The organism is Gordonia sp. NPDC003425 (genome assembly GCF_053588635.1).
In genome coordinates this window covers 39253-58949 of record NZ_JBSFQI010000007.1, presented here as the reverse complement: position 1 = coordinate 58949, position 19697 = coordinate 39253, and the positions used below count along the sequence as shown (strand labels likewise).

General features: G+C 66.7%; 15 protein-coding genes. 10 read left to right on the top strand and 5 right to left on the bottom strand.

Annotated elements, in window-relative coordinates; genetic code table 11:
• Window positions 1–59 precede the first annotated feature (59 nt).
• The 9 genes from trpB (at window position 60) to ACWDTD_RS10555 (ending at window position 15255) form a co-directional block, all read left to right on the top strand.
• Entirely contained in the window at window positions 60–1379 is a 1320-nt protein-coding gene (gene trpB, locus ACWDTD_RS10595) for a tryptophan synthase subunit beta (RefSeq protein ID WP_449747064.1), read from the top strand.
• Window positions 1376–2197, top strand: a complete 822-nt coding sequence (gene trpA, locus ACWDTD_RS10590; protein ID WP_449747063.1) for a tryptophan synthase subunit alpha — start codon at window positions 1376–1378, stop codon at window positions 2195–2197. The genes trpB and trpA overlap by 4 nt, the downstream gene beginning before the upstream one ends.
• 55 nt (window positions 2198–2252) lie before the next feature.
• Window positions 2253–4079, top strand: a complete 1827-nt coding sequence (gene lgt / locus ACWDTD_RS10585; RefSeq protein WP_449747237.1) for a prolipoprotein diacylglyceryl transferase — start codon at window positions 2253–2255, stop codon at window positions 4077–4079.
• A gap of 130 nt (window positions 4080–4209) precedes the next feature.
• Window positions 4210–8781, top strand: a complete 4572-nt coding sequence (gene gltB / locus ACWDTD_RS10580; RefSeq protein WP_449747062.1) for a glutamate synthase large subunit — start codon at window positions 4210–4212, stop codon at window positions 8779–8781.
• Window positions 8774–10279, top strand: coding sequence for a glutamate synthase subunit beta (locus ACWDTD_RS10575; protein WP_449747061.1), 1506 nt, complete (start codon window positions 8774–8776; stop codon window positions 10277–10279). Before gltB ends, ACWDTD_RS10575 begins: the two co-directional genes overlap by 8 nt.
• A 110-nt stretch (window positions 10280–10389) precedes the next feature.
• Window positions 10390–11823: a pyruvate kinase gene (gene pyk, locus ACWDTD_RS10570; RefSeq protein WP_449747060.1), complete on the top strand. Its 1434-nt coding sequence runs from the start codon at window positions 10390–10392 to the stop codon at window positions 11821–11823.
• 23 nt (window positions 11824–11846) lie between these two features.
• Entirely contained in the window at window positions 11847–12725 is an 879-nt protein-coding gene (locus ACWDTD_RS10565) for an acyl-CoA thioesterase (RefSeq protein WP_449747059.1), read from the top strand.
• A 41-nt stretch (window positions 12726–12766) separates the two neighbouring features.
• A complete protein-coding gene (locus ACWDTD_RS10560) occupies window positions 12767–13222 on the top strand; it encodes a hypothetical protein (RefSeq protein ID WP_449747058.1) in 456 nt (151 codons plus the stop codon).
• A 119-nt stretch (window positions 13223–13341) separates the two neighbouring features.
• Window positions 13342–15255: an ABC transporter ATP-binding protein/permease gene (locus ACWDTD_RS10555; protein ID WP_449747057.1), complete on the top strand. Its 1914-nt coding sequence runs from the start codon at window positions 13342–13344 to the stop codon at window positions 15253–15255.
• 52 nt (window positions 15256–15307) lie between these two features.
• On the opposite strand, the gene ACWDTD_RS10550 is transcribed toward ACWDTD_RS10555, so the two are convergent.
• Window positions 15308–15823, bottom strand: a complete 516-nt coding sequence (locus ACWDTD_RS10550; RefSeq protein WP_449747056.1) for a hypothetical protein — start codon at window positions 15821–15823, stop codon at window positions 15308–15310.
• Between the two features lie 69 nt (window positions 15824–15892).
• Here ACWDTD_RS10550 and ACWDTD_RS10545 point away from each other — a divergent pair, with 69 nt between their 5' ends.
• Entirely contained in the window at window positions 15893–16339 is a 447-nt protein-coding gene (locus ACWDTD_RS10545) for a GNAT family N-acetyltransferase (protein ID WP_449747055.1), read from the top strand.
• On the opposite strand, the gene ACWDTD_RS10540 is transcribed toward ACWDTD_RS10545, so the two are convergent.
• The 4 genes from ACWDTD_RS10540 to ACWDTD_RS10525 form a co-directional block, all read right to left on the bottom strand.
• On the bottom strand, window positions 16332–17066 hold the full coding sequence (locus ACWDTD_RS10540; RefSeq protein WP_449747054.1) for a DUF998 domain-containing protein: 735 nt from the start codon (window positions 17064–17066) through the stop codon (window positions 16332–16334). The genes ACWDTD_RS10545 and ACWDTD_RS10540 overlap by 8 nt on opposite strands.
• Window positions 17067–17075: 9 nt before the next feature.
• A complete protein-coding gene (locus tag ACWDTD_RS10535) occupies window positions 17076–18173 on the bottom strand; it encodes an NAD-dependent epimerase/dehydratase family protein (RefSeq protein ID WP_449747053.1) in 1098 nt (365 codons plus the stop codon).
• Window positions 18170–18991 carry an SDR family oxidoreductase gene (locus ACWDTD_RS10530; protein ID WP_449747052.1) on the bottom strand — a complete coding sequence of 274 codons (822 nt, stop codon included), beginning with the start codon at window positions 18989–18991 and terminating at the stop codon, window positions 18170–18172. Before ACWDTD_RS10530 ends, ACWDTD_RS10535 begins: the two co-directional genes overlap by 4 nt.
• Window positions 18992–19289: 298 nt before the next feature.
• Entirely contained in the window at window positions 19290–19607 is a 318-nt protein-coding gene (locus tag ACWDTD_RS10525) for a hypothetical protein (protein WP_449747051.1), read from the bottom strand.
• Window positions 19608–19697: the final 90 nt, after the last annotated feature.

Sequence of the window (19697 nt, the reverse complement as noted above, 5' to 3'; positions counted from 1 at the left end):
GGCCCGTTCGGCACGCGCCGAGCACTCCTGTGCGGACGACGATGTCAGTGAGAAGTCCAGTGACCACCGAACACCACACCGCCGCACCGGCCGCCGACACGTTGCCCACCGCAAGCGTCGGACTCACCACCCGCACCTCCAACGAGCCCGACGCGGGCGGCCACTTCGGCGTCTACGGCGGTCGGCACGTGCCCGAGGCGTTGATGGCCGTGATCGACGAGGTCACCACCGGTTACGAGAAGATGCGCACCGACGAGGACTACCTCGCCGAACTCGACCGCCTGCAACGCGACTACGTCGGACGCCCGTCCCCGCTCTACGAGGCCACCCGGCTTCGTGAATATGCCGGGGGCGCAAGGATTTTCCTCAAGCGCGAGGACCTCAACCACACTGGTTCACACAAGATCAACAATGTCCTCGGACAACTGCTGCTCGCCCGCCGGATGGGTAAACACCGCATCATCGCCGAGACCGGGGCCGGTCAGCACGGTGTCGCCACCGCAACCGGCTGTGCGCTGTTCGGCATGGAGTGCATCATCTACATGGGGCGCGTCGACACCGACCGTCAGGCACTCAACGTCGCGCGGATGCGACTTCTCGGGGCCGAGGTCATCGCCGTCGACACCGGGTCGGCGACCCTCAAGGACGCCATCAATGAGGCGATGCGCGACTGGGTCACCAACGCGCACAACACGTATTACTGCTTCGGCACCGCCGCCGGACCGCATCCCTTCCCGACGATGGTCCGGGATCTCCAGCGGGTGGTGGGCCTCGAGGCGCGTGCGCAGATCCTTGATCAGGCCGGCCGACTGCCCGACGCGGTCACCGCATGCGTGGGCGGCGGGTCCAACGCCATCGGCATCTTCCATCCGTTCATCGACGACGCCGGGGTGAAGCTGGTGGGCTTCGAGGCCGCGGGCGACGGTGTGGAGACGGGGCGCCACGCGGCCACCTTCACCGGCGGCACCCCGGGCGCCTTTCAGGGCGCCTACTCTTACCTCCTTCAGGACGAGGACGGGCAGACGATCGAATCCCATTCGATCTCTGCTGGTCTGGACTACCCGGGGGTCGGACCCGAGCACGCTCACCTCAAAGACACCGGCCGGGCCGAGTACCGACCGGTGACCGACACCGAGGCCATGGATGCCCTGGCATTGCTCAGCCGGCGTGAGGGCATCATCCCCGCCATCGAGTCCGCGCACGCGTTGGCCGGCGCGCTCTCCCTCGGCCAGGAACTCGGCGACGGCGCGATCATCGTCGTCAGCCTGTCGGGTCGCGGCGACAAGGATGTCGATACCGCCGCCCGGTGGTTCCACCTGTTCGACCCCCCGCCGTCGGACACCGAGGTCGGCGTGACGGCAGGGGAGGAGATCCGATGACCACCCCGACCCGCGCACACGCCGGACAGTCGCAGCTCGGCCCCCTGTTCGAACAATGCCGCGCCGACGGCCGCGCCGCACTCATCGGCTACCTCCCGGTCGGCTATCCGACCGTGCAGAAGTCGGTGGAGTCGTTCCGCACGATGGTGGCCGCGGGCTGCGACCTCATCGAGGTGGGGGTGCCCTACTCCGACCCGGTGATGGATGGTCCCACCATCCAGGAGGCCGCCGACATCGCCCTCACCAACGGCGTGCGGGTACGCGACGTGTTCACCGCGGTGGAGGCCATCGCATCCGCGGGCGGCAAGGCCGTGGTGATGAGCTACTGGAACCCGGTGCTGCAGTACGGCGTGGAACGCTTCGCCGCCGACCTGGCCTCCGCCGGCGGATCAGGTCTGATCACACCGAATCTGATCCCCGAGGAGGGCGGGGCGTGGCATGAGGCGTCCGATGCCCATCACCTCGACCGCATCTACCTCGTCGCGCCCTCGTCGACAACCGAACGCATCGCACTGACCGTCGACGCATCACGCGGCTTCGTCTATGCGGCGTCGACCATGGGTGTCACCGGCGCGCGGGATGCGGTGTCGGATGCCGCACCCGATTTGTGTGCCCGGGTGCGCGCCTACTCCGACATCCCGATCGGCGTCGGCCTCGGCGTGCGCAACCGCGAACAGGCTGCGCAGATCGCCTCCTACGCCGACGGCGTCATCGTCGGATCGGCGCTGGTCACCGCGGCGCATGCGGGGCAGGACCACCTCGCCGGACTGGTCACCGAGCTCGCCGAAGGCGTTCGTGCGCCGCGACCCGACCTCTGATCCCGGCCACAGCGGAGTCGGTTAGGGTGGCACCGTGACAGCGCCGACGACGACGATGCTCGCCTACATCCCGAGTCCACCCCAGGGTGTCTGGTATCTCGGTCCGGTCCCGATCCGCGCCTACGCACTGTGCATCATCGTCGGCATCATCGTCGCCGTCTGGTGGGGAAACCGCCGGTGGGTGGCGCGCGGCGGGCAGCCCGGCGAAGTGCTCGACGTTGCCATCTGGGCGGTTCCGTTCGGCCTCGTCGGCGGACGGCTCTATCACGTTCTCACCGACTGGCAGATCTACTTCGGCGACGGCGGCAAGACCCCGATCGAGGCGCTCTACGTCTGGGACGGGGGTCTCGGTATCTGGGGAGCGGTGATCCTCGGGGGCGTGGGTGCCTGGATCGGGGCCCGGCAACGCGGCATCAAACTCCCGCCGTTCGCCGACGCGATCGCCCCACCCATCCTGCTGTCCCAGGCGATCGGCCGGCTCGGCAACTACTTCAACCAGGAGCTCTACGGCCGTCCCACCAACCTGCCATGGGGCCTGGAGATCTACGATCGCGTCGACGCGCAGGGCATCGTGGGTCCCTCCCAGATCACCGGACACTCCACCGGCAACGTGGTGGCGGTCGTTCATCCCACGTTCCTCTACGAGATGTTGTGGAACATCGCCGTCGTCATCGTGCTGGTGCTCGTCGACCGACACTTCCGCATCGGGCACGGTCGGCTCTTCGCGCTCTACGTATCCGGCTATTGCGCGGGTCGCTTCGCGATCGAACTGATGCGCTCGGACCCTGCATTCACCCACATTGCCGGTGTTCGGATCAACGTGTTCACCGCGGCGTTGCTGTTCGTGTGCGGCGCTGTCTATTTCATCGTGGCGCCCAAGGGTCGCGAAACCGGCCTCGAGGTCTATCACCGTGAGCGGGCCGAGGAACTCGAGGCGCTCGGGATGACCGGCTACCAACCCGACAGTGATCTCGACCGGGACGAACCGGTTCGCACCGCGAGCGCCGATGAGAACAGCGCCGATGAGAGCAGCGACGATGAGAACAGCGACGATGAGATCACAGACGACGGGGTCGACATCGACACCGACCAGTCGGACGAGGAGGAACCGGTGAGCGAATCAGAGCAAGCCCACTCCGAGGCCAAGGGACCTGAGGTCACCGACGCCGAGCCGGATGATTCCGACATCGTCGAGGGCACCGGCGAGTCCGCCGACGCCACCGCCTGGACCCCGGGTGCCGAGCAGGAGGGTGAGGTTGCGGAGTCGGAGTTGCTCGCCGACACCGACGATGCTTCCACCGTGGCCTCCGACGAACCGGAGACCGCGGCCGAGGATGCCGAGGGTGTCACCGAGGTGATCGAGGATGAGGCGGTCGACGAGGGCGACACGGATGCGGCCGGGGTCGACGAGGACGAGCCGGAGTTGGCCGACGGGCAGGCCACCGAGGCCGGGGGACCGGTCGAGGTGACCGACGCCGACCCGGATGATTCCGACATCGTCGAGGGCACCGACGAGTCCGCCGACGCTACCGCCTGGACCCCGGGTGCCGAGCAGGAGGGTGAGGTTGCGGAGTCGGAGTTGCTCGCCGACACCGACGATGCTTCTACCGTGGCCTCCGACGAACCGGAGACCGCGGCCGAGGATGCCGAGGGTGTCACCGAGGTGATCGAGGATGAGGCGGTCGACGAGGGCGACACGGATGCGGCCGGGGTCGACGAGGACGAGCCGGAGTTGGCCGACGGGCAGGCCACCGAGGCCGGGGGACCGGTCGACGTCCTCGACACCGACCCGGATGATTCCGACATCGTCGAGGGCACCGGCGAGTCCGCCGACGCCACCGCCTGGACCCCGCGCGGAGAGGCGCCGAAGCACGATTCGTAGTCGCGTCGGCTAGAGTGAAAGCTCGCGGTTCGCACCAGTCCCACCGTGCGGCCATTACATGACTCCACCGGGCCAATGTTGTCCCTGAGGACTTCGGCATTTGATTCGGCAGAATCGAGTGGAGGTAGTGATGTTGTTTTCTGCGCTTCCCGCCAAGCAGGGCCTGTACGACCCGGAGGCCGAGGTCGACTCGTGCGGTGTCGCCATGGTCACCCACATCCACGGCCGACGATCGCATTCGATCGTCGCCGACGGTTTGCTCGCGCTGGAGAACCTCGAACACCGGGGTGCGGCGGGCGCGGAGGTCAACAGCGGTGACGGCGCGGGCATCCTGATCCAACTCCCCGACGAATTGTTGCGTGCAACAGTCGATTTCGAGCTGCCGGCACCCACCGCGGCAGGGGAGAACACCTACGCCGCCGGCACCTGCTTCCTGCCCACCGACCCGGGCCTGCGGAACGCGGCGATGGACCGGGTGGCCGCCCTCGCCGAGACCGAGGGAATCACCATCCTCGGGTGGCGGGAACTGCCCGTCGACACCGAGGGCGCCGACATCGGCGAGACGGCGGTCGGCTGCATGCCGTACATGGCCCAACTGTTCGTCACCGTCGACCCCGGACCGGGCGCCGACCGCATCGGCGGCATCGCCCTCGACCGCTTCATCTACCCCTTCCGCAAGCAGGCCGAACGCGTCACCCCGGAGATCGAGGAGGCGGGCACCGGACTGTACTTCCCGTCGCTGTCGAGCCGCACCATCGTCTACAAAGGCATGCTGACCACGATGCAGCTGCCGCTCTACTACCCCGACCTGCGCGACGACCGCTGCATGAGCGCCATCGCGATCGTGCACTCCCGCTTCTCCACCAACACCTTTCCGTCGTGGCCGCTCGCGCACCCGTTCCGTTTCCTCGCCCACAACGGCGAGATCAACACCGTGCGCGGCAATCGCAACCGGATGCGTGCGCGTGAGGCCCTGCTCGACACCGATCTGATCCCCGGCGACCTCGCCCGCGCCTTCCCGATCTGCACCCCCGAGGCATCGGATTCGGCATCGCTCGACGAGGTCCTGGAAATGGTCCATCTCGGTGGCCGCAGTGTGCCGCACGCGGTGATGCTGATGGTGCCCGAGGCCTGGGAGAACGTGCCGTCGATGGACCCGAAGCGTCGCGCGTTCCTGCAGTTCAACGCCTCGCTGATGGAGGCATGGGACGGTCCGGCGTGTGTCACGTTCACCGACGGCACAGTGGTCGGTGCGGTGCTCGATCGCAACGGCCTGCGGCCCGGCCGCTGGTGGCAGACCCGGGACGGCCGGGTGATCCTCGCCTCCGAGGCCGGTGTTCTCGACGTGGCCGTCGACGACGTCGTCTCCAAGGGGCGCCTGGAACCCGGACGCATGTTCCTCGTGGACACCGCGCAGGGCCGCATCATTCCCGACGAGGAGGTCAAGGGCGAGCTGATGAACGCCGAGGCCTACGGCGAATGGCTGCACGCCGGGCTCCTCGACATCGCCACGCTGCCCAATCGCCCCGTCTACCAGCCCAACCACGACACCGTGGTGCGCCGACAGGTGTCCTTCGGTTACACCGAGGAGGATCTGCGGGTGCTGCTGACACCCATGGCGGCTTCGGGATACGAACCTCTCGGTTCCATGGGCACCGACACCCCCGTCGCGGTGATGTCACAGCGGTCGCGGCTTCTCTATGACTACTTCGTCGAACTGTTCGCGCAGGTGACCAATCCGCCGTTGGATGCGATCCGCGAGGAGATCGTCACCTCGATGGCGCGCGTGATGGGTCCCGAACAGAACCTGCTGGCACCCACCGCGGCGTCGTGCCGTCAGATCCTGTTGCACTGGCCGGTCATCGACAACGACGACCTCGCCAAACTCGTGCACATCAACGACGACGGCGACAACCCCGGACTGTCGGCGAAGGTGCTGCACGGACTCTACGAGGTGAACCGCGGCGGTGAGGGACTCGCCGACGCGCTCGAGGACCTCCGCAGGCGCTCGAGCCAGGCCATCGCCGAAGGGCACACCACGCTGGTCATCTCCGACCGGCACACCGACCGGGAGCACGCGCCCATCCCGTCGCTGCTCGCGATCTCCGCGGTCCACCATCATCTGGTGCGCACCAAGGAACGCACCAAGGTCGCGCTGATCGTGGAGTCCGGTGACGCCCGCGAGGTGCACCACATCGCACTGCTCATCGGCTTCGGTGCCGCCGCGGTGAACCCCTATCTGGCGCTGGAGACCATCGAGGATCTCATCGGCGAGGGCGAACTCATCGGCGTCACGCCGTCGAAGGCCAAGCGCAATTACATCGAGGCCCTCGGCAAGGGTGTGCTCAAGGTCATGAGCAAGATGGGTATTTCCACCATCAGCTCCTACACCGCGTCGCAGGCGTTCGAGGCGGTGGGACTCTCGTCGGCCGTGGTCAAGGAGTACTTCACCCGCACGGTGTCCCGGATCGAGGGCGTGGGACTCGACGAACTGGCCGAAGAGGTCCGGCTGCGTCATCACCGCGCGTTCCCCGAGAATCCCACCGAGCAGGTCTACCGCCGCCTCGAGGTGGGCGGCGAGTACCAGTACCGGCGCGAGGGCGAATTGCACATGTTCACCCCGGAGACCGTGTTCCTGCTGCAACACGCCACCAAGACCGGGCGCGACGAGGTGTTCGCCCAATACACCGAGAAGGTCGACGCACAGTCGCGTAAGGGTGGCACGCTGCGCGGATTGTTCGATCTCGATCTGTCCCAACGCGATCCGGTTCCGCTCGACGAGGTGGAACCGATCGAGGAGATCATGAAGCGCTTCAACACCGGCGCCATGAGCTACGGGTCGATCTCCGCCGAGGCGCACGAGACCATCGCCATCGCGATGAACCGGATCGGCGGCCGATCCAACTCCGGTGAGGGCGGCGAGGACGTCGACCGTCTCTACGACCCGGAACGACGCAGCGCGGTCAAACAGGTCGCATCCGGCCGGTTCGGCGTCACCAGCGACTACCTGATCAACGCCACCGACATCCAGATCAAGATGGCCCAGGGCGCCAAGCCGGGCGAGGGCGGGCAGCTGCCGGCGTACAAGGTGTATCCGTGGATCGCCAAGACGCGGCATTCCACGCCGGGTGTCGCGCTGATCTCCCCGCCGCCGCACCACGACATCTACTCCATCGAGGATCTCGCGCAGCTCATCCACGACCTCAAGAACGCCAACTCCGACGCCCGCATCCACGTGAAACTGGTCAGTGCGGTCGGTGTGGGCACGGTCGCCACGGGTGTCTCGAAGGCGCACGCCGACGTGGTACTCATCTCCGGATACGACGGCGGCACCGGTGCCTCACCGCTGACGTCGCTCAAACACGCCGGCACACCCTGGGAGATCGGCCTGGCCGACGCCCAGCAGACGTTGATGCTCAACGGATTACGCGACCGCATCACGGTGCAGTGCGACGGCGCTCTGCGCACCGGCCGCGACGTGATCATGGCCGCGCTGCTCGGCGCCGAGGAGTACGGATTCTCCACCGCACCCCTGATCGTGTCTGGATGCATCATGATGCGCGTGTGTCACCTCGACACCTGCCCGGTGGGTGTGGCCACCCAGAATCCGGTGCTGCGCTCGCGGTTCACCGGCCAGGCCGAACACATCGTCAACTTCTTCCGTTTCATCGCCGAGGACGTGCGAAAGTATCTGGCGCAGCTGGGATATCGCACCCTGGACGAGGCGATCGGACAGTCGCAGCGACTGCACACCGACACCGCGGTGGCGCACTGGAAGAGCAAGGGTCTTGATCTGAGCCCCATCTTCCGCCGCATCGAGGACAAGGGCCCCACCCGCAGGCTGCGTGGCCAGGACCACGGCTTGGAGCGGGCGCTCGACCAGACCCTCGTCCAACTCGCCGAGGGTGCCCTCGAGGATGCCCACCCGGTGACGTTGGAGCTGCCGGTCCGCAACGTCAACCGCACGGTCGGCACCCTGCTCGGTTCCGAGGTCACCCGGCGCTACGGCGCCGACGGGCTCGCCGAGGACACGATCACGGTGAAGCTCACCGGGTCCGCGGGTCAGTCGCTGGGCGCCTTCCTGCCCCCGGGCGTGACGATCCGGCTGACCGGCGACACCAACGACTATGTGGGCAAGGGACTGTGCGGTGGCAAGATCGTCGTCGCACCCGACCCGGACGCCTGGTTCATCGCCGAAGACCAGGTCATCGCCGGCAACACCATCCTCTACGGCGCGACGTCGGGCGAGGTGTATCTGCGTGGCCGCGTAGGAGAACGGTTCTCGGTGCGCAACTCCGGTGCCACCGCCGTCGTCGAGGGCGTCGGCGACCACGCCTGCGAGTACATGACCGGCGGCCGGGTGGTGATCCTCGGCGACACCGGACGCAACATGGCCGCCGGCATGTCCGGCGGTATCGCCTACGTCTACGACCTCGACGCGTCCAAGGTCAACAAGGCGATGGTCGAACTGCTGCGGCCCGACCCCGACGATCTGCACTGGTTGCACGACACCATCAGCAAACACACCGAGCTCACCGGCTCGGCGATCGGCGCCTCGATGCTCGCCGACTGGCCGCGCCGTTGCCTGGCCTTCACCAAGGTCATGCCCAGCGATTACAAGCGCGTACTCGACGCGGCCCGGATGGCCGAGGCCGAAGGACGCGACGTCGATTCAGCGATCATGGAGGCGGCACGTGGCTGACCCACGCGGATTCCTGGAAGTCAACAAGAAGGAAGCGAAGTACCGGCCGATCGCCGAGCGCATCGGGGACTGGGAGGACGTGTACGCGCACGGCCCCGACCCGCTCGGCAACCTGGCCGAGGTGTCCGAGCAGGCGCGTCGGTGCATGGACTGCGGTATCCCGTTCTGCCATTCCGGTACCGCCGGGTGCCCGTTGGGCAATCTGATTCCCGAGTGGAACGATCTGGTGCGCCGGGGTCGATGGGATGCGGCGAGCGCGCGGCTGCACGCCACCAACAACTTCCCGGAGTTCACCGGGATGGTGTGCCCGGCACCGTGTGAGGCGGCGTGCGTGCTGTCGATCTCGGAATCCACCACCGGTGGCAGCGTCACGATCAAACGCATCGAGAAGACCATCGCCTACGAGTCGTGGGCCGAGGGCGTCATCGGTCCCGAACCGCCGGGCGCCACCTCGGGAAAGTCGGTGGCCGTGGTGGGGTCTGGCCCGGCCGGCCTGGCCGCGGCCCAGCAACTCACTCGCGCCGGTCACGATGTCACCGTGTACGAGAAGGACGACCGGCTCGGCGGGCTCCTGCGCTACGGCATCCCCGAATACAAGTTGCAGAAGTCCGATATCGATCGTCGTCTGGCCCAGATGCGTGCCGAGGGAACGCAATTCGTGACCAGCTGTGATGTCGGTATCGACCTGACCGTCGACGAGCTGCGCAGCCGTCACGACGCCGTCGTGCTGGCGATCGGCGCGATGACCGCACGCGACAATCCGGTACCCGGACGTGACCTCAACGGCGTCCACCTGGCCATGGAGCACCTGGTGCCGGCCAACCGGGAGTGCGAGGGCGACGGTCCGTCGCCCATCACGGCCGCGGGCAAGCACGTCGTGATCATCGGCGGCGGCGACACCGGCGCCGACTGCCTCGGGACCGCGCACCGTCAGGGCGCCGCGTCGGTCGTGCAGCTCGACTACAACCCCGAGCTGCCCAGCGACCGCGACGACAATCGTTCGCCCTGGCCCACCTGGCCGCTGATCATGCGCACCTCGAGCGCACACGCGGAGGGTGGTGAACGCAAATACCAGGTGGCCGTACAGCGATTCGTCGGCGACGACGACGGCAACGTCACTGCGATGGTGCTCGCCGAGGTGCAGGTGGTCCGCGAACCCGACGGGCGCCGTGTGATCACCCCGGTCAGTGACGAGTTCGAAATCCCCTGCGAACTAGCACTTTTCGCGATCGGTTTCGCCGGTGTCCGGGAAACCGCGTTGCTCACCGATCTCGGTATCGCACCCAACCGCCGTGGCAATCTGAGCTGCGGCAGCGACTGGCAGACCGATGCTCCCGGTGTCTTCGTCTGCGGTGACGCCCATCGGGGAGCGTCGTTGGTGGTCTGGGCGATCGCCGAGGGACGCTCGACGGCACGCTCGGTGGACGAGTACCTCATGGGCGCTTCCGATTTGCCGTCGCCGGTCAAACCGGCGCAGCTGCCCCTCTCGGTGCGCTGAAAGGGTACGGCCGGTGAGGTGACTGCCGGACCGAGAACAGCGCGTTGACGCGTGATGACAACTGATCGCACCGATGGCCATGCCGACACGACGGGACTAAGGTGAGCACGGTGACACGCCGAACGAAGATCGTCTGCACGCTGGGTCCGGCCACGAGTAGCGACGAGCGCCTCAAAGAACTCGTCGAGGCCGGCATGGATGTTGCGAGGCTGAACTTCAGCCACGGCAACTACGAGGACCATCGTGCCGTGTACGACCGTGTGCGCAAGGCCAGCGACGCCAGCGGCAAAGCCGTCGGCATCTTCGCCGATCTCCAGGGACCCAAGATCCGCCTGGGTAAGTTCGAGGACGACGGCGCCCTCAACGGCGAGGTGATGTGGGCAACCGGCGAGACCGTCAGCATCACCGTCGACGACATCGTCGGCACTCACGACCGGGTATCCACCACCTACAAGCAACTCGCCGAGGACGCCAAGCCCGGTGACCGCCTGCTGGTCGATGACGGCAAGGTGGGTCTGGTGGTGAGTTCTGTGGACGGCAACGACGTCATCTGCACCGTCACCGAGGGTGGACCGGTCAGCAACAACAAGGGCATCTCGTTGCCGGGCATGAATGTCTCGGTTCCGGCGATGTCGGAGAAGGACATCGCCGACCTCGAGTTCGGGCTGAAGCTGGGCGTCGACATGGTGGCGCTGTCGTTCGTGCGCAGTCCCGCCGACATCGAGTTGGTGCACGAGGTGATGGACCGGGTGGGACGCCGCGTGCCGGTGATCGCGAAGCTGGAGAAGCCCGAGGCCGTCGACAACCTGGAGGCGATCGTCCTCGCTTTCGACGCGATCATGGTCGCGCGCGGCGACCTCGGTGTCGAATTGCCCCTCGAGCAGGTGCCGCTGGTCCAGAAGCGGGCGATCCAGATGGCGCGCGAGAACGCCAAGCCGGTGATCGTGGCAACCCAGATGCTCGACTCCATGATCGAGAACTCTCGGCCGACCCGCGCCGAGACGTCCGACGTGGCCAACGCTGTGCTCGACGGAACCGATGCCGTGATGCTTTCCGGCGAAACGTCGATCGGCAAGTTCCCGATCGAAACGGTCCGCACGATGGACCGCATCTGCGTGGCGGTCGAGGGCGGCTCCCGCGACGTGCCACCGCTCTCGCATGTTCCACGCACCAAGCGCGGCATCATCTCCTACGCCGCCCGTGACATCGGTGAGCGACTCGAAGTCAAGGCGCTGGTCGCGTTCACCCAGTCCGGCGACACCGTCCGACGCCTCGCCCGGTTGCACTCGAGGTTGCCGTTGCTCGCCTTCACCCCCACGCAAGCGGTCCGCAGCCAACTGGCGCTGAGCTGGGGTACGGAGACGTTCATCGTCGACCACGTCGACACCACCGATCAGATGATCGATCAGGTCGATCACCAACTCCAGCGGATCGGCCGTCTCAAGCACGGCGACGTGGTGGTGGTCGTGGCGGGCACCCCCCCGGGCACCGTCGGCTCCACCAACATGATCGAGGTCCACCGGATCGGCGAACAGGACCACTGACGCCGTGCCCTAGGGTGGTCACCATGACAGTGGAGGCCACCGGCGACCTCGCCAAACTGCTCGCCCTGCTCGACGTGGAACGTCGGGACGACGATCTGTTCGTGGGCGCGCATCCGGAGCAGAAGACGGCACGCACCTTCGGCGGGCAGATGCTCGGTCAGGGTGTGGTGGCTGCGGCGCGCACCTTGACGCGCGGGAACCCGCCGATCCATGCGCTGCACGCCCATTTCATTCGTGGCGGCGATGTGAGCGAGCCGATGGAATATCACGTCGCCCGCTTCCGTGACGGAAAGTCGTTCGCCAACCGCCAGGTCACCGCCATGCAGAAGGGCGAGGCCATCTTCACGATGCTCGTTGCCTTCCAGGACAACACCGCCGGACTCGAGCACGCCGTGGAGATCCCGCAGGTTCCCTACCCCGAGGAATTACCGCCGCTCGGCGAACACTTCAAGGGGTTCGAGGATCGCATCGCCACCTTCGTCAACGCACTGCATCCCATCGACATCCGGTTTGCCAACGACCCGTCCTGGAAGATGCGCGAAGCCGGAGAAACGTTGCGCGACAACAGGGTCTGGATGAAGACCGACGGGGTGATGCCCGACGACCCGATCATGCACGTGGCCGCGATGTGCTACGCCTCGGACACCACGGTGCTCGATTCGATCATCACCACCCACGGACTGTCCTGGGGTATCGATCGGCTCTTTGCCGCCACGGTGAACCATTCGATGTGGTTCCATCGTGATTTCCGGTTCGATGAGTGGATGCTGTACGCCACCAGGTCGCCGGTGGCCACCGGTTCTCGCGGCATGGGTTCGGGCCGATTCTGGACGCGTGACGGCACCCTGGCCACCTCGGTGGTGCAAGAAGCCCTCATCAAGTATTTCCCGCCCAAGAAGTGAACGTGCAGCCGTACGGCACGGGTCGTCCCGATCCCCAGCACGTGCCGGCAGGTTCCGTCCCCGAATACTGGCTCACGCCCGGACCGATGCTGCCGCGGCGTAGCTGGCAGCACAGGACGCGGATCATCGTCATCGTGGTGACCACCATCGCCGCCGCCCTGTTCGCGGGCGTGGCGGTGCTGGCGCTGGGCGTCGGGCACGTCAGCAGGACGCACATCGACGCCAAGGGGGAAGTGGTGGTGGACTGCGGCACCTGGTCGAGCACCGGCATCGCCGAGAACACCCCCGTGCGGATCTACGAGGAAACCGGCGAGCAACTGGCCACCGCCCGACTCGACCGTCGAGTAGAGGTCTCCGGAGAGTGCCGGCTGGCCTTCGAGATCGCCCAGATGCCGGTCAGCGGTTCGGGTTACGTGGTCCGCGTGGGCGACGATTTCAGCCAGCCGGTGAGCTCATCGGCGTTGCGTGACGGCGTGGTGCTGCGGCCGGCGTCTTGACGCAGATCCGTGTTGTCCGTGTCGCCCGGTGACGACGTTGGCCGCGGGTTAGACTTCCTCGATCTCACACGCGATCTGAACTGCCGGTGGCTGCCGGCCGGGGCAAGGACGGGGAAACGGTGACCGAGAGCATCGACTGGGGTGACGAGGTACTGGCCTCGCTGAAATGGATCGGCATCGTCTTCCTGATCTCGCTGGTCGGAATGCTCGTCATCGGATACCTCTTGTCCCGCTTCACCACCTGGGGTCGGCAGTACTGGCGGGTGGCCGGCGGCTTCCTCGTCGATCCCACCACGCGGGTGGTCGCCTGGACTCTCGTGGTGGTGTTGCTCGTGCTCGCCGTGGCGGGTGTGCGGCTCACAGTCCTGTTCTCCTACCAGGGCAACGACATGTTCACCGCTCTCCAACTCGGCGCCCAGGGCCTGACCCAGAACAGTTCCGCTGCCGTTGACGCCGCGAGGTCCGCCTTCTGGAAGGCGATGGGCATCTTCGGCATCCTCGCAACGTTGCACGTGCTCCGCACACTGGTCGAGCTGTACCTGGGCAGCATGTTCGAGATCCGTTTACGCGCCTACATGACCCAACAATCCACTGCGGACTGGCTCGAGGGAAAGGCGTTCTTCCGGAACCGATTTGTGCACACGGGTATCCAGGGCGAGGATTCCGGCATCCAGCCGGGCGTCGACAATCCCGACCAGCGAATCGAATCCGACATCACCAATGTTGCGAGCAGCAGCCGACAGTTGGTGTTCGGATACGGCGGGTCGAACACGAACGGGGTCATTCCGGCGATCATCACGATCGTCTCGTTCACCAAGATCCTGTGGGACCTGTCGGGCCCGATGAGCGTCTTCGGCACCGATGTGCCGCGGGCGATGGTGTGGTTCGTCTACGTTTTCGTGCTGGTGGCCACGGTGATCGCCTTCTGGCTCGGACACCCACTGATCGGGCTCTACTTCCTGCGTGAACGTCTCACCGCCAACTTCCGGTACGCGTTGGTGCGCGTGCGCGACGGAGCCGAGAACGTGGCGTTCTACAACGGCGAGGGCGCCGAACGTGCGGGTCTACTCGAACGATTCGGTGCGGTTGTCGGAAACTTCTGGCGCATCGTGTTCCGCACCCTGAAGTTCAACGGCTGGAACTTCGTGGTGAATCAATTGTCGGTGGTGTTCGCCTACATCATCCAGGCGCCGCGATTCTTCGCCGGACAGATCAGCCTCGGCGACATACAACAGACCGGGTCGGCGTTCGGCAACGTGCACGATTCGCTGTCGTTCTTCCGCGAGGCCTACGACAGCTTCGCCGACCTTCGCGCATCGCTCTACCGCCTCGACGGGCTCGAAGATGCCAACGAGACGTCCCGGACACTACCCACGATGACCACGGTCGATCAGGATCGCGCGGTCGGGCTTGCCGACGTCGTGATCTCCACTCCATCGGGTGACGAACTCATCCGCGACCTGACGCTGTCACTCGCGCCCGGACAGGCGCTGGTGATCAAGGGACGTTCCGGATCGGGAAAGACCACCCTGTTACGTGGCCTGGCCGGCCTGTGGCCCTTCGTCGAAGGCGAGTTCAGCCGGCCCGCGGGCACCCAGACGTTGTTCCTCTCGCAGATCCCGTACATCCCGCTCGGTGACCTGCGCACCGCGGTCGCCTACCCCCTCGAACCCGACGAGGTGGGCGACGATGCCATCCGCAGCGCACTCGGCCAGGTGTTCCTCCCACATCTCCTCGACCGGCTCGGTGAGGAGGAGGACTGGGCCAAGGTGCTCTCACCGGGTGAGCAGCAGCGGGTGGCGTTCGCGCGAATCCTTCTGGTGCGGCCGCAGGTGGTGTTCATGGACGAGGCGACCTCGGCGGTCGACGAGGGCCTGGAATACTCTCTCTACCAGCTGATCCGGACCGAGCTGCCGGAGACGATCGTGGTGTCGGTGAGCCATCGCAGCACCACTGATCAGCATCACACCGACCTTCTCGAACTCACCGGCGGAGGCGGGTGGGAACTGCGAGCATTGTCGACAAACTCCTGACGCACTCAACCCGCTCGGTGGTCGACACCCCTGTGGGGGGAGAGTGAGGAGTCTAGGGACCGGCGGTGCGGTTGAGCCGCTCGCGCAGCCTGTCGGTCATCCGCTCATCGAGAGTCGGTCGTTCCTTGAAATCCCCGGCGACGAGTTCGCGGCCCAGGCGCACCTCGAGACACCCGATGCAGAGGTGGCCGGCACGGCCGGGGACGACGCTGAGCCACACGTCGTCGCGCAGAAAGTAGTACTCGTCGACCTCGCTCATGTCCTGGCCGCAGTCGAGACAGCGCCAATCGGTGACCTCCAGGGTGATGGCGAAGTCGACGGTGCGCCCGTCGCGGAGCCGAACGCTGCGCGACCACATCGATCCGCTGACGGCCACCACATCTCGAGACGCCAGTTCGTGGGCGATCCGTGTCTCGATACCCAGCGGACCGTCGGGAACCGCCGTGACGGCGGACTCTGTTTCGTGGCCGTCGACGTCGCGGTGAGTGGTCCACAGTCCCCACAGGACGTCGACTCCGGGAGCCCCGACCTCGTATGCGTAGGAGTCTCCGGCACCGCTGATCAGCATTGTGTCAGGCTATCGTCAGCCCCTTACCCCGACGCTGCCCGGCGCCGCATGTCGTGACAAGGTGAAACCATGTCCAGCACGATTGCGCCGCTGACCGATGCCGACCGCGGCGACTGGGAGCCGCTGTGGGCGGGTTACCTCGAGTTCTACGAACACACTTTGAGCGACGAGCAGACGGCGTCGACGTATGCCCGCATCCTCGACCCGGACGTCGCGATGTACGGGGCCATTGCGCGCGACGATGACGGCCGGGCCGTGGGGATCGTGCACTGGTTGACCCACGCATCGACGTGGAGTGACGACCCCTACGTTTATCTCGAGGATCTGTTCGTCGCCGGCGACGTCCGCGGGACGGGCACCGGACGCGCCCTCATCGATCACGTGGTCGGCTGGGCCCGCGCGCAGGGGCTGCCCAAGGTCTACTGGCAGACCGCCTACACCAATGAGCGGGCACGTCGGCTCTACGACCTCGTCGCCGCCAACGACTTCATCGTCTACGAGATCGATCTCACGTAGCGACCGGCTGGAGATCGACCGCTCGCCGTGTCCGGGATCTGGCCACCGACACGCCCCAGGTCACCAGCCACACCGACATCCCACCCACCTGAATGCGTTGGGCCAGCCCGAGATAGTAGTCGCCGGTCAGATTGTCGGCAGCCATCATCCACGCCGTGGTGACGGCGATGATGATGAGAACGGCAAGCCCCACCGTCCGCAATGCCGGCCACAACGGCGCCTGCCGATAGGCCGCCACCACCCCGGCGATCATCGTCGTGAAGATCGCGAACACTGCGACCGTGCTGGTCAGGGCGTGGATGTGGTGGAGTTGGGGGAGCAGGCCGCTCGGTTCGTAGGGGCAGTCCGGATCGATACCGGGGACACACTCGATCGGGGCGAGCGCGTCGGCGATCGTCGCGCCGCCGAAGACCGCGAAGGCGATGACGGCTGTGCGCGCATACACCCCCGAGACGATCGATCGCGGCCACAACAGCACTGCAGCGGTGAGTACTGCGAGGATCGACGTGATGATGTCGCCCCACTCGTACACCTCGCGATGCGGCCGATGCGCGGCGTCGAGTTCACTCAGAAAGCTGTTGAGCGGATCGAGCGGACTGTGCCAGAGGAACTCCAGCACCCACGACGAGTAGCAGACACCAGCGAGTGCGATGAGCACTCCCGCGATGATGGCGCGCGCACCGGCACGGTCGAGGCGCGCATCGCGTCCCGACGGCGACGATGGCATCACGCCAGACTAGTTCACCGGCTGATCGGCTCCGGGATCTCCCCACAGCTTGCGCACGAGTTCCCAGGGGTTCGCATACCGCCCCGGGTACCCGCGGTAGGGGGAGCGCAGTGTCAGGAAGATGCGGGCGGCCGGGACGGCCAGCGGCACGAGGTGACGCAGCGGGCCGATCTGTGCCCGCATCTGGTCGAGCAGTGCGGGGAAAGTGACACGTTGGAACGCCAGGGCGCGTTGGGCGTCGGAACTGTCCATCCAATCGGTGGCGAACCAGGACGAGTCGTCGTCGGGATCGCCCGTGCGGCCGGGCGGAATGCCGCCGATCAAGCCCAGCGCGGAGGCGGCACGCCGGGAGATCTCGCCCTGGGTCAGGCGGTGTGTTTCGTCGCCGCCGATCAAAAAGACCTTGCGGGATTCAGGGGTGATGACGGCGTTGGCGAACGCCGTGGCCACATCGCCGACGACGACGGACTGCAGGTGCCCGTCGGTGGGCAGGATGGCCTCGAACGTCATCAAGTCCTGGTCCACCCCGAGCGCCTGCCGTGCGCTGAGGACGCCACCGAGACGCAGGATGACCCAGTCGAGACCCGACGCCCGGAGCAGCGCTTCGGCCTCCACCTTGTGCCCGCCGTAGACGTCGACCGGATGCGTGGGAGTCTGCGGGGTGAGTAGGCCGGAGTGGCGATGAGGGTTGCGCGGACCGTACACGGCGATGCTCGACGCCAGCACGAATCGTGGCGGTTCGGGCAAGGCCGCGGCCGCGGAGGCCAGCAGGCCGACGGCGTCCACGTTGATCCGGCGCGCCAACTCGGGTCGCGCATAGCAGAAGGGCGGGATCATGGCCGCAAGGTGGATGACCGCCTGCGGTTGCACCGAGGTCAACAGGTTCGACACCTGGTCGGATTCGGTCAGGTCGGCCCACCGGACGTCGACGGTCCCCGTTGACGCGGTCTCGAATGCGGCGAATCCGCCGGCCGTCTTCCGATTGCCAGGGGTGTCCAGATCGGTGGCCACCACGCGGTAACCACGCCGGCACATCGCCTCGACCACCGCCGAACCGACGAGGCCGCACGCACCGGTCACCACAACCGGATTCGACGAGTCGGTCACGGCGCACCCGTGGTCACCGCGGCCACCACACCACCGTCGACGAGGAGGTCGGTGCCGGTGATGAACGATGCCGCCGGGCTCAGGAGGAAGGCTGCGGCGTCGGCGATGTCGGCGGCGGTCCCGATGCGTCCGGTGCCCGACATCTCGATGAACGAGCGCATGATCTCCCCGCTCGGTCCGCTGAGTTCGGCATTGCCCATCGACGTTCCGATGACACCGGGGCTGATCGCATTGACTCGTGCTCCGCGGCGGCCCCAGGCGACGCTCGCCGCGCGGACCCGGATCTGGTTGGCCTGTTTGGCGATCCCGTACGCGGTGCCCGGATCGCCGATCGCCTCGGGCTGCAGGAAATCGAGTCCGAGTAGGTCGGCGGATGGGGTGTGCGCCAGTGCGCCGGCCTGTTCCGCGGTGACGGGCGGGAACAGATGCCCCGCCATGCTGGAGATCACCACGCCCGCACCGCCGTCGGCGATCACCGCACCGAAGGCATCCAGACTCAGCGCCACCCCCAACAGGTCGACCTGCAGAATCGCTTCGGTGGGCGCCTGCACCGGAGACAGACCCGCGGTGTGCACCACGTGCATCACCGGGCCCGACGCCGCGGCGTCGTCGGCGAGTGCTCCCAGCGAGTCGGCCGACGAGACGTCGACGTGGTGGCCGGTGGCCGTGAAGCCCTCGGCAGCGAGCGCATCCACACGGCGGTCGAGTGCCTCCTGGTCGAAGTCGGCGAGGATCAGATGGTGACCGGCGGCCTGTCGGCGCGCGATGGCCTCACCCATGCCGCCGGTCCCCACGATCACGATCACCTGACGCGTCACGATGTCTCCTGTCTCAACAGATGCGCGGAAGCTGTTCGCCGAGTTCACGTTCGATGACGCGTTCGGTGCCGAACGGGGTGCATCCCACGACCATTCCGGGGTGTTCGTCGGTCACGATACCGATGATGCGTGCGCCCGCGTGATGTTTCGGGCGGCCGACGTCGTCTTGATCAAACAAGGTCGGTCTCGCACCGCACCTCGACACCGACGCCACGACCTATGTCGGCGCGTGGCTCTACTGGCTTCGCGAAGTCGGTCGTGCCGGCCCGCTGAAAAGCTGTCGTCACGACAGGTTTGGTCACGCCGCGCGGCGGTCCGCGGTGGCGACGTCGGTCAGCAGGCCTCCGGGGTCCACGATCATGATCACCGGGCCCGACATCTCGGTCGCCCGGTCGATCACTTCGTCGATCTGGTCGGGGCAGGCCGGATCGGCGATGGCAACCCAGGTCCGGTCGTGCACGGCGGCGTCGACGTAGGGGAGTAGATCTCGGCTGGAGCTTCCCGTGACAACGAGGTGTTTGCCCGCCGAGAGCACCTGCCGGGCGACGGAGTGAGCGCGGACGCTGCCGTCCATCACGAGCAGGATCGTGTCGGCGTGCTGTGTGCAAATGGTCATGACACCATCACAACTCCCGCGGCTGTCATCGTCGTGTGTCCCGACTGGCAGTCGGCTGGGTGATCATCCGACCGCAGGCGATAGGCTGTG